Here is a 9,930-nt window from a genome sequence, read left to right as displayed (position 1 = left end):
TAACAAGGTAGCTGTACCGGAAGGTGCGGCTGGATCACCTCCTTTCTAAGGAGCTCAGATCTTTGCGTTCTCCCCTTTCCCAGATCCCTTGGGGGCGCCTTCGGGCGCCCCTTTTTTTTGCCTGAAGACGGGGGAAACGTGCGCAGGAAGCGGAAGGTGCAAGGGGCTAGGAAGCGGGTGATCTCCTCAGGAGGCGTGGTCCTCCGGGGGGAGCTGCCCGAGGTGCTAGTGGTCTCCTTGAAGGGGGGTCGGGTGGTGACCCTTCCCAAAGGGCAGGTGGAGCCCGGGGAGCGCTACCCCGAGACCGCCGTCCGAGAAGTGCGGGAGGAGACGGGGGTGGAGGCGGAGGTCCTTTCCCCCTTGGGCAAGGTGCGCTACTACTTCACCGTCCGGGAAGGGGAGGAGCCCGTAACCGTGAGCAAGGAGGTCCGCTACTTCCTCATGGCCTACCGCGGGGGTGAACCTAAGCCCCAGCTTTCCGAGGTGGAGGCCGCCTACTTCCTACCGGTTTCCGAGGCCTTAGAGCGCCTTTCCTATCCCAACGAGCGGGAGATGCTAAAAAGGGCCCTCCTCCGCTTCCGGGCGAAGAAGGCTTAGGGCGGCTTCCTCGGGGGAGACTTCCCCCCGGGCCACGGCGGCCACCAGGTCCCCGGCGTTTCGGGTTTTGCGGCGGCCCCACTCCTGGATCACGCTTTCTACCTCAAACCTGGCCCGCTCTAGGCGGTGGGCCTCGAGGAGCCCGTGCTCCAGGAGGTGGCGGTGGTGGGCCTCCAGGCCTGCAAAAAGCTCCTCTACCCCCTGGCCCGTGGCGGCCACCGTGGGGTAGATGGGAGGCCGCCAGCCCCCGGGGCGGGGCGGGGAGAGCTCCAGGGCGCTCTTTAACTCTTGAATGAGCCTTTCCCCGCCGGGCAGGTCAAACTTGTTCACGGCGAAGAGGTCGGCGATCTCCATGACCCCGGCCTTAAAGGCCTGCACGGCGTCCCCTGCCGCCGGGGTGAGGACGAGGAGGGTGGTGTCGGCCACCCGGGCGATGTCCACCTCGCTCTGGCCCACCCCCACGGTTTCCACGAAGACCCAGTCAAAGCCGAAGGCCTCGAGGAGGGTGAGGGCGGCCACCGTGGCCCCCGCCAGGCCGCCTAGGGCCCCCCGGGAGGCCATGGAGCGGATGTAGACCCCGGGGTCCTGGTGATGGCGCATCATGCGGATCCGGTCCCCCAGGATAGCCCCTCCCGTGAAGGGGCTAGAGGGGTCCACGGCCAGCACCCCCACCCGTTCCCCCCGCTTTCTGGCCTCCAGGATTAGGCGGTCCGTGAGGGTGCTCTTTCCAGCTCCCGGGCTTCCCGTCACCCCCACCACCTTGGTCCGGCCCTGGCCTCGCACCCGCTTAAGGAGAGCCTGGCCCAACGGGTGGCCCGACTCCACCAAGGTCAGGGACCGGGCCAGGGCCCGGATATCCCCTTGCCGAAAACGGCGCTCCAGGTCCTCGGCCTGGCTGGTCCACACCTCCGCCATGCCGCCATTCTACGCTTTTCGGCAGGGGCGTTTTATTCCGCAAGGGCCACGCAGGCCACCTCCACCCGCACTCCCCGGGGAAGGGCCTTCACGGCCACCGTGGCCCGGGCGGGGTAAGGAGGAGAGAAGTACCGGGCGTAGACCTCGTTGAAGGCGGGAAAGTCCTCCATGTCGGCGAGGAAGCAGGTGGTCTGCACCACCCGGTGGAGGCCGGAGCCCGCCGCCTCCAGGATGGCCTTGAGGTTTTCCATCACCCTTTCGGTCTGGGCACGGATGTCCCCTTCCACCAGGTTTCCCTCCGGGCTGAGGGGGATCTGGCCGGAGACGAAAAGAAACCCCCCGGCCCGCACCGCCTGGGAATAGGGGCCGATGGCCTGGGGAGCGTGGGGGGTGTGGAGGGCTTCCATGGCCTCATCCTACGCCAAAGCGGTAAAGCTGCCCAAAGAGGTTCACCACCAGCACCTCCTGGGAAAGGGGCAAGGGAGGCACCTGGACTGGGCCCAGGCCCGTGGCCTCGAAGACCACCTGGCCCCTCCGGTCCACGGCCAGAAAGCGCCCCTCCTCCGTGGCCAGGAAGAGGTGCCCGGCCGCGTAGCTCAACCCGGCGGTGACCTTGCCTACCTCGAGGCTCCACACCTCCTCTCCCGTGGCCTGGTCCAGGGCCCTAAGAACCCCGTCCCAGGCGGCCACGTAGACCCGGCCCTCGTCCAGGGCGAGCCCCCCCCAGAGCGCCTCTTCCAGCTCCACGTTCCAAAGGGTCTCCCGGGTCAGGGGGTCAAAGGCGTAGACCTCCCCGGGCCAGGTGGGGATGAAGAGGAGGCCCCCGTGGGCGGCCACCGGGGTGTGGATGGGCCCGGTCCGCACCTTGTAGCGCAGGGCGCCCGTGGTGGGGTCCAGGGCGTAAAGCCACCCGTCCTCGGAACCCGCAAAGAGGAGGCCGCGGTAAAAAGTGGGGCTGGCGGAAAGGTGTCCCCCGGCGTGGAAGCGGAAGAGGAGCTGGTCCTTCTCGTAGGCGTAGAGGGTGCCGTCCCGGCTGGCCACGTAGACCCGGCCCCCCAGGACCAGGGGGCCCGCGGTGACCTCGGCCCCGGTCTCCGCCGTCCACTCCAGCCCGCGGCCCCGGAAGCGGCGCACCTTGCCGTCCCAGCACCCCACGTAGACCCCGCCCCGCACCACCGGGGGGGACGAGGCCTCCTCGGGAAGGCTCTGGTAGCGCACTTCCCCCGTGAGGAGGTCCACCTCGGCCAGGCTTTTCCCCACTCCCAGGTACACCCGCCCCCCGGCGTGGACCATCTCTCCCGGCCAGGCCGCCTCTCCCCCCAGGTCCAGCCTGCCCTTGAGGGCAAGGCGCCGGGGCTCGGGGGCCAGGGGATAGTGGCCCGAGCGGCTGGCCCCGGCCCGGGGGGTGGCCAGGCGAAGGGCCCGGAAGTCCTCTAGGACCCCTTGGAAGAGGGTGGGGTGGGAGGGGCGTTCCTCGGGGTGTTTGGCCAGGAGGGCGAGGACGGCTTCGCTGACTCCCTTGGGCAGGGTGGGGTTGAAGGTTTCGGGGGGCTTGGGAGGTTCGTAGACGTGCTGGAACAGGACCGCCTGGTCGTTTTCCCCCTCAAAGGGAGGTCTGCCGGTAAGGGTGCGGTAGAGCACGGCCCCGAAGCTGTAGAGATCGGCTTTGGGGGTGAGGGGAAGGCCCTTGGCCTGCTCGGGGGCCATGTAGGTGGGGGTGCCCAGGGTGTAGCCGGTGCGGGTGAGGTGGCGGCTTTCCTGCAGAAGGTAGGCCAGGCCGAAGTCCATCACCTTGGGATGGCCTTCCTTAGTGAGAAGGATGTTTTTGGGGGTGAGGTCCCGGTGGAGGATGCCCTGGGCGTGGAGGTGGGCCAGGGCTTCCATCACCTCCTGGGCCGCCTCCAGGATGCGCTCCCCCTCGGGACCCTCCTCAAAGGGGCCCAGGCGGTCAAAGGTGCCCCCCTCCACCAGCTCCATGACGAAGTAGGGCCTGCCGTCCTCCTCCCCCAGGTCCAACACCTGGACGATGCCGGGGTGAAAGAGGCGGGAGAGGGCCCGGACCTCCAGCAAAAAGCGCTCCCTCTCGGGGGGAAGGGCCCGGGGGTGGAGGAGCTTCACCGCCACCTTGCGCCCCAGACGCTCGTCCACCGCCCGCCAGACCTCGGCCATGCCCCCGGAGCCCAGGGGAGCCTCGAGGCGGTACCGCCCGCCCAGGACCATGTGGGCCATTCTATTCTTCCGGCTCTAGGCGCTTCAGGAGTTCGGCCAGCTCCTCTTTGTTCCCCTCCAGTTCCTGGACGATTTTGGCGATGGCCAGGCGCACCACCTCTGATTTGGAAACCAAGCGCTCAGGACTGGAAAGGGCGTAGGCGGCCCGGGTGAGGAGGGCGTCCTGCTCCTCGGAGATGACCACCTGCAGCCGCTTCTTTTCCCTCTTCGGCATACCGCCCCTTGGGGTTTAGTGTAGCAGAAGGCCCATTGGCTTGACAATGCGTTTCTTGCGCTTTATGCTTACCGTGAGTAAGGTGTGTATGACGCACCCAGATCCGGGAAAAGGGGGCCGCAGGGTCCTGCGCGTGGAAGGGGGGGCGCCCCTTTCCGGAGAAGTGCGCATCTATCCCGCCAAGAACGCCGCCCTCCCTATCCTGGCGGCAAGCCTCCTCACTGAAGAGCCCGTCACCCTCCTGGAGGTCCCCAGGCTCCGTGACGTGGAGGTGATGCTGGAGCTTCTGGCCCACCTTGGCACCCGCTACCTTTGGGAAGGGCGCACCCTCCACCTCCACACCCCGGAGATCCGCTCCACCCATGCGCCCTACGAGCTGGTGGGGCAGATGCGGGCCAGCTTCATCGTCTGGGGAGCGCTTCTTGCCCGGGTGGGGGAGGCCAGGATCTCCCTCCCCGGGGGGTGCGCCTTCGGGGCCCGGCCTGTGGACCAGCACGTTAAGGCCCTAAGGGCCCTGGGGGCCGAGGTGGTGGAGGAGGAGGGCCAGTTCTACGCCCGCAGGACCCGTCCCCTCTCGGGCCGAGTGGTTTTTGACCTGCCCACCGTGGGGGGCACGGAGCAGGCCATGCTGGCCGTGGCCCTGGGGGGGGAGGCCACCTTGGTTCAGGCGGCCATGGAGCCGGAGGTGGAGGACCTGGGCCGCTTCCTGGAGATGCTGGGGGTGGAGGTGCGGGGTCTGGGCGGGGCGGTGCTCCACGTGCGGGGGGCCAAGCGCCTAGGGGGGGGCACTTACCGCATCATCCCCGACCGCATAGAAGCCGGCACCTACCTCTTGGCGGCGGCGGCCACCCGAGGAAGCCTCACCCTCACCGGGGTTCGCCCCGACCACCTGGACGCTTTATTGGATAAGTTGCAAGGTTCTGGGCACCGCCTCGAGGTAGGGGCGGACTGGGTGCGCTTCACCGCCACCCCCGACCCCCTTCCCCTTCAGGTGGAGGCCCGGGAGTACCCGGGCTTTCCCACGGACTTGCAGCCCATCGTCACCGCCTACCTGGCCACGGTGCCCGGGCAGAGCACCGTGACCGACCGGGTCTACCCCGACCGCTTCACCCACGTGGGGGAGCTGGCGAGGATGGGGGCGGAGCTCTACTTGAAGGACCGCACCCTCCTCATCCACGGCAAGCGCCTCCACGGGGCCCAGGTCAAGGCCCTGGACATCCGGGCTGGGGGCGGGTTGGTGGTGGCCGCCTTGAGCGCCGAGGGGGTTTCGGAGATCGAGGGGGTTTACTTCCTGGAGCGGGGGTACGAGGACCTGGTGGAACGGCTGGGTGCCCTAGGGGCCCAGGTGCGCCTCGAGGAAACCCCCCTGGCCGTGGCGGCCGACTGATGGCCTCGTCCCCTTCGCCCACGAACTCCCGGTACTCCTGATCCAAAGCCCGCATGAGGGCCTTGAGGTCCCGGGGCTTGGCGGTGAAGTACCAGCGGCCCTTTTCCCCGGGAAAGAAGTGGGCGTAGCCCTTGGCCTCCAGGGCCTGGGCCAGACGTGCGGCCTCGGGGAAAGTGGGGTACACTAAAGGGCGGTATGGACCTGGACCTTCTCGCCAAGCGCCTCGAGGGCCTTCGGGGGTATCTTTGACATCCCCGGAAAAGAGGCCCGCCTAAAGGAACTGGAACCCCGCCTGGAGGATCCCGGCCTCTGGCAAAACCCGGAGGAGGCCCGAAAGGTGAGCCAGGAAGCGGCCCGCCTCCGGCGCACCGTGGAGAACTTCCGTTCCTTGGAAAGCGACCTCCAGGGGCTTTTGGAGCTTTGGGAGGAGCTCCCCGCCGAGGAGCGGGAGGCGCTCAGGCCCGAGCTGGAGGAGGCCACAAGGAAGCTGGACGAGCTTTACCACCAGACCCTCCTTTCCTTCCCCCACGCCGAGAAAAACGCCATCCTCACCATCCAGCCCGGGGCCGGGGGAACGGAGGCCTGCGACTGGGCGGAGATGCTCCTTAGGATGTACACCCGCTTCGCCGAGCGCCAGGGCTTCCAGGTGGAGGTGGTGGACCTCACCCCTGGGCCCGAGGCGGGCATTGACTACGCCCAGATCCTGGTCAAGGGGGAGAACGCCTACGGCCTCCTCTCCCCGGAGGCGGGGGTCCACCGCCTGGTGCGCCCCTCGCCCTTTGACGCCTCGGGCCGCCGCCACACCTCCTTCGCCGGGGTGGAGGTCATGCCCGAGGTGGACGACACCGTGGAGGTGGTGATCCGGCCCGAGGACCTGCGCATCGACGTCTTCCGCTCCCAGGGCCACGGGGGCCAAGGGGTGAACACCACGGACTCGGCGGTGCGCATCGTCCACCTGCCCACGGGCATCACCGTCACCTGCCAGGCTACAAGGAGCCAGATCAAGAACAAGGAGCTCGCCATGAAGGTCCTCCGCTCGAGGCTTTTTGAGCTGGAATGGAAGAAGAAGCAGGAGGAGCTTCAGAGGCTCCGGGGCGAGGCTCGGCCCATCGAGTGGGGGAGCCAGATCCGTAGCTACGTCCTGGACAAGCAGTACGTGAAGGACCACCGCACGGGCCTCATGCGCTTTGACCCCCAGAACGTCCTGGACGGGGACCTTTTGGACTTCATCTGGGCCGGGTTGGAGTGGAAGGCGGGCCGCCGTCAGGCGGCGGAGGAAGTCGAGGCGGAGTAATGCCACCCCATGCCCGCTTGCCCTTGGGCCAAGGGCTTGGGAGACGCTTAGGGAGGCCCTTCTTGATTCCGGGCGAGGGCTTTCTTCAAGAGCGCCGCGATGCGGGCTTCCTCGGCGGGACCCAGCGTAGGCCACGGGCCACATGGGCCCTTCGTCCAGCTGGGCCAGGTCGGTGAACCCTAAGGTGGCGTAACGGGCCTTGAACTCGTGGGCGGGTTGGAAGAAGCAAAGAACCCGGCCCTTCCGGGCATAGGCGGGCATCCCGTACCGAAGCCGCGGCTGAAGCCTGGGGGCTTCTTGCCGGACGAGGGCGTGGAGCCTCAGGAAGAGGGAGCGATCGGGCTCGGGCTACAGCCAGGACCGCTTTCTCTCCTTGGGGCCGCTTGCTTGAAGGCGCGGCTTCAGGGCCGCCTTCTCCTCGGGGGTGAGTCCCATCAATAGACGTCCTCCGGGGCCTTGTACACCTCCCCGGTGAGCCAGTAGATGACCCTTTCGGCGATGTTCTCCAGGTGGTCCCCGAGCCTTTCGTAGCTCCGGGCCACCCGCATGAGGGTCAGGGCCTTGGTGAGGGTGCGGGGGTCTTCCATCATGTAGGTGATGAGTTCCCGGCTCACCTCCTCGTAGAGGGCGTCCACCTGGTCGTCCATGCTGAGGACCATGCGGGCGAGCCCCGCGTCCCGCTCGGCCACGGCCTTGCTCAGGGCGTCCATCATCTCCAGGAGCCTGCGGCCCATCTCGGGGAGGATGACGTAGCGCTTCAAGGGAGGCTCCTGGGAGAGGAGGAAGGCGTCTTCGGCCACGTGCATGGCGTAGTCCCCGGCCCGCTCCAGGTCGGTGAGGGCCTTGATGACGGTGAAGATGAGGCGCAGATCCGAGGCCACGGGCTGGTGCCGGGCGATGACGGCGATGGCCTGGTTCTCCACCTTGAGCTCCAGGGCGTCCACCTCCTTGTCCCGGGCGATCACCCCTTCGGCCTTGGCCCGGTCCGCCTCCACCAGGGCCTCCGTGGCCTCCTGGGTCATCTGGCGCACCAAGGAGAGCATCCGGAGGCTTTCTTCTAGAAGCTCGTTTAGGGCTTTGTCTAAGGCTTCGCGCATGCTACCTCCTTCCTTCAGTCTAGGGGAAGGCGCACCCCGAAAACGTTGGCCTCCCCTTCCCGCCCGGCGTAGGCCTCACCGCCCAGGGCCCGGGCCAGGCGGCGCACCAGGTAGAGGCCGAGGCCCTGCCCTCCCACCTCCACCTTTCCCCGCCTTCCGGGGAGGAAGAGGGCCTCGTACTCGGAGAGGGGAGGACCCGCGTCGCGCACCTCAACATAGACCCATCGGAAAGGGCCCAGGGGGTCCCCGCCCGCTTCTTCCCGAGAGAGGAGGCGGATAGGGTCTTGGCCGTACTTGAGGGCGTTGTCCAGGAGGTTGAGGAGGATCTGCAGGAGGCTTTCCGGGTCGGTGGTGAGGGCGTGGGGAAGGGAGACCTCCACCACCCTTCCCTTAAGCCTTTCCTGGAGGAGGCCTTCCAGCCTTGGCCAAAGCTCGGCCAGGGCCACGGGCCGCTTGGGGCCGGGCCGGATGGGGGAGAGGGCTTCCACCAGGCGGGCGAGACGGGCCACCTCGGCCTTGAGGAGGGCCAGGACCTCCCTTTCCTGGGGGGTCTTGGGGGTGAGCGCTTCCAGGAGGGGGCCCATGCCGGAAAGGGGAGTGCGGAGCTCGTGGGCTAGGGTCTGGGTGGCCTCCTCCAGGGCCTGGAGGCGCCTCTGCCCCTCGGTTTCGTCCAGGAGGTAAAGCCTTCCCGGGAGGGCCCTGGCCCAAAGCAGGCGGTCCCGCACCTCCAAAAGCCTCTCCCCGCCGTGGAGGGCCAGGGCCTCGAGGCGGTGGTCCCTAAGGGCCAGGAGGAGAGGGCGTCCCATCACCTTTTCCCGGTTCACCCCGAGGAGCTCCGCGGCCTTGGGGTTGAGGTAGACCACCTGGCGGTTCTCGTGAAGGACAAGGCCCTCCAGGGCCTCTTCCCAGGCCTGGGCCCGCGCCTCCTCGTCCCTCACCCTTCCCCCGCTTCCTTGAACCGGTACCCCACCCCCCGCACCGTTTCCAGGAAGCGGGGGGCCTTGGGGTCTTCTCCGAGCTTTTCCCTTAACTGGAGGACGTGCTGGTCCACGGTCCTGGGGGTGCCCATAAAGTCTTGGCTCCACACCGCCTCCAGAAGCTCTTCCCGGGTGTAGACCCGGCCCGGGCGGCTTGCCAGGAAAGCCAGAAGCTCAAACTCCCGCCGGGTCAGGGGAAGGGGCCGCCCCTCCAGGCTCGCCTCCATGCGCTCCAGGTCCAAGAGAAGGGGCCCCCTTTTGAGGATCTTGCGCTTGCCCGCCCGGCGCAGGAGGGCCTCGAGGCGGGCCAGGAGCTCCTCGGTGGCGAAGGGCTTCACCAGGTAGTCGTCCGCCCCCCGGGAAAGCCCCTCCACCCGGTCCCGCACCTCGGCCCGGGCGGTGAGCATGAGGACGGGGAGGTGGGGGTAGGGCCCCTGGCGCATCCTCTCCAGGAGGCGGGTTCCCGGCTCGTCGGGGAGCATCCAGTCTAGGATCACCACCTCGGCCTCCTTGAGAAAGCTCCAGGCTTCCTGGGCTAGGGCGGCCTCGAGGACCCGGTAGCCCGCTCGCTCCAGGGCGAGGCGCACCCCCAGGCGCACGGCGGGTTCGTCCTCTACCAGGAGCACCGTAGCCACGCCTCCAGTCTAGCCCCTTTCCTGTCAGCGTTTTGTCAAGGATTTTGCTTGACAGGCTTCGCCGCGGCGTGCTACCCTTCTAGAGGCTGGGGCGGCTAGCTCAGCGGAAGAGCGCTCGCCTCACACGCGAGAGGTCGTAGGTTCAAGTCCTACGCCGCCCACCAAGTCCAGGACACAAAGCTTCCCCCCACGGTAGCGTGGGGGAACTGCTTTGGCCGACCAAAGCCGAGCCCCCGCCCTAGGGCGGGGGTTTTTGGTGCCGAGGGGCGGAATCGAACCGCCGACACTGCGATTTTCAGTCGCATGCTCTACCAACTGAGCTACCTCGGCATGGCGGCCCCGACGGGACTCGAACCCGCGATCTCCCACGTGACAGGCGGGTGTGTTAACCAACTACACCACGGGGCCTTGGGTTTAAGCCGGGTCGGGGGCGTCCGACCGGGCAACTAGGATGATAGCCGGAGGGAAGGAGGGGTGTCAAGCCTAAGCGGGCTTGCCTAGTAAATCGCCTTGTACCCCGGAGGGGGCGGGAGAAGGGTGAGAAGAACCCTAAGGCCATAGGCGATGAGCTCCAAAAGCGCCCGC

10 protein-coding genes, 3 tRNA genes and 1 pseudogene are annotated in these 9,930 nt (G+C 67.7%); 4 read left to right on the top strand and 10 right to left on the bottom strand.

The features are described from left to right. Positions 1-138 precede the first annotated feature (138 nt). The gene (locus tag ABJK26_RS01015) at positions 139-597 is read left to right on the top strand and encodes an NUDIX hydrolase (RefSeq protein ID WP_347240328.1); all 459 of its coding nucleotides are present in this window, start codon (positions 139-141) and stop codon (positions 595-597) included. On the opposite strand, the gene meaB is transcribed toward ABJK26_RS01015, so the two are convergent. Genes meaB through ABJK26_RS00995 form a run of 4 tightly spaced genes read right to left on the bottom strand, consistent with a single transcriptional unit; the run spans position 556 to position 3,955 of the window. Continuing rightward, positions 556-1,512, bottom strand: coding sequence for a methylmalonyl Co-A mutase-associated GTPase MeaB (gene meaB / locus ABJK26_RS01010; RefSeq protein WP_347240327.1), 957 nt, complete (start codon positions 1,510-1,512; stop codon positions 556-558). The genes ABJK26_RS01015 and meaB overlap by 42 nt on opposite strands. 32 nt (positions 1,513-1,544) lie before the next feature. After that, positions 1,545-1,919 carry a RidA family protein gene (locus ABJK26_RS01005; protein ID WP_347240326.1) on the bottom strand — a complete coding sequence of 125 codons (375 nt, stop codon included), beginning with the start codon at positions 1,917-1,919 and terminating at the stop codon, positions 1,545-1,547. Positions 1,920-1,923: 4 nt separating this feature from the next. Continuing rightward, positions 1,924-3,741 (bottom strand): PQQ-binding-like beta-propeller repeat protein, encoded by a 1,818-nt coding sequence (locus tag ABJK26_RS01000; RefSeq protein WP_347240325.1) that lies wholly within the window; start codon positions 3,739-3,741, stop codon positions 1,924-1,926. Position 3,742: 1 nt separating this feature from the next. Next, positions 3,743-3,955, bottom strand: coding sequence for a transcriptional regulator (locus ABJK26_RS00995; RefSeq protein WP_347240324.1), 213 nt, complete (start codon positions 3,953-3,955; stop codon positions 3,743-3,745). Positions 3,956-4,043: 88 nt separating this feature from the next. Between ABJK26_RS00995 and murA the strand changes: the two genes are divergently transcribed. Then, positions 4,044-5,342, top strand: coding sequence for a UDP-N-acetylglucosamine 1-carboxyvinyltransferase (gene murA / locus ABJK26_RS00990; RefSeq protein ID WP_347240323.1), 1,299 nt, complete (start codon positions 4,044-4,046; stop codon positions 5,340-5,342). 195 nt (positions 5,343-5,537) lie between these two features. Then, a protein-coding gene (gene prfB, locus ABJK26_RS00985) for a peptide chain release factor 2 (protein WP_347240322.1) occupies positions 5,538-6,636 on the top strand; the annotation gives its coding sequence in 2 pieces (ribosomal slippage) (positions 5,538-5,588 and positions 5,590-6,636; 1,098 coding nt in all). 434 nt (positions 6,637-7,070) lie between these two features. On the opposite strand, the gene phoU is transcribed toward prfB, so the two are convergent. From phoU to ABJK26_RS00970, 3 genes are read right to left on the bottom strand one after another with little or no spacing between them, the layout of a single operon-like run. After that, positions 7,071-7,733 carry a phosphate signaling complex protein PhoU gene (phoU, locus tag ABJK26_RS00980; protein ID WP_347240321.1) on the bottom strand — a complete coding sequence of 221 codons (663 nt, stop codon included), beginning with the start codon at positions 7,731-7,733 and terminating at the stop codon, positions 7,071-7,073. A gap of 14 nt (positions 7,734-7,747) precedes the next feature. Then, a complete protein-coding gene (locus ABJK26_RS00975) occupies positions 7,748-8,671 on the bottom strand; it encodes an ATP-binding protein (RefSeq protein WP_347240320.1) in 924 nt (307 codons plus the stop codon). Further along, complete coding sequence (locus ABJK26_RS00970; protein WP_347240319.1) at positions 8,668-9,345, bottom strand: response regulator transcription factor; 678 nt, start codon at positions 9,343-9,345, stop codon at positions 8,668-8,670. The genes ABJK26_RS00975 and ABJK26_RS00970 overlap by 4 nt, the downstream gene beginning before the upstream one ends. 89 nt (positions 9,346-9,434) lie before the next feature. On the opposite strand from ABJK26_RS00970, the gene ABJK26_RS00965 reads away from it, so the two are divergent. Continuing rightward, positions 9,435-9,509: transfer RNA gene (locus tag ABJK26_RS00965), tRNA-Val, on the top strand. A gap of 90 nt (positions 9,510-9,599) precedes the next feature. Here ABJK26_RS00965 and ABJK26_RS00960 read toward each other — a convergent pair. The 3 genes and pseudogenes from ABJK26_RS00960 to ABJK26_RS00950 all read right to left on the bottom strand — a co-directional run. After that, positions 9,600-9,675, bottom strand: a tRNA-Phe gene (locus tag ABJK26_RS00960). Position 9,676: 1 nt separating this feature from the next. Then, a tRNA-Asp gene (locus ABJK26_RS00955) sits at positions 9,677-9,753 on the bottom strand. A gap of 89 nt (positions 9,754-9,842) precedes the next feature. Next, a pseudogene (locus ABJK26_RS00950) lies at positions 9,843-9,930 on the bottom strand (IS5/IS1182 family transposase); the annotation flags it as partial.

The sequence above is a fragment of the Thermus sp. genome, from assembly GCF_039793865.1.
GTDB lineage: Bacteria > Deinococcota > Deinococci > Deinococcales > Thermaceae > Thermus.
This window is presented reverse-complemented; position numbering and strand designations above follow the sequence as displayed.

Excerpts from the sequence above, each read along its gene's own strand:
- ABJK26_RS01000 (WP_347240325.1), bottom strand. The coding sequence starts at position 3,741 with ATGGCCCACATGGTCCTGGGCGGGCGGTACCGCCTCGAGGCTCCCCTG.
- meaB (WP_347240327.1), bottom strand. The coding sequence starts at position 1,512 with ATGGCGGAGGTGTGGACCAGCCAGGCCGAGGACCTGGAGCGCCGTTTT.
- ABJK26_RS00995 (WP_347240324.1), bottom strand. The coding sequence starts at position 3,955 with ATGCCGAAGAGGGAAAAGAAGCGGCTGCAGGTGGTCATCTCCGAGGAG.
- phoU (WP_347240321.1), bottom strand. The coding sequence starts at position 7,733 with ATGCGCGAAGCCTTAGACAAAGCCCTAAACGAGCTTCTAGAAGAAAGC.
- murA (WP_347240323.1), top strand. The coding sequence starts at position 4,044 with ATGACGCACCCAGATCCGGGAAAAGGGGGCCGCAGGGTCCTGCGCGTG.
- ABJK26_RS01005 (WP_347240326.1), bottom strand. The coding sequence starts at position 1,919 with ATGGAAGCCCTCCACACCCCCCACGCTCCCCAGGCCATCGGCCCCTAT.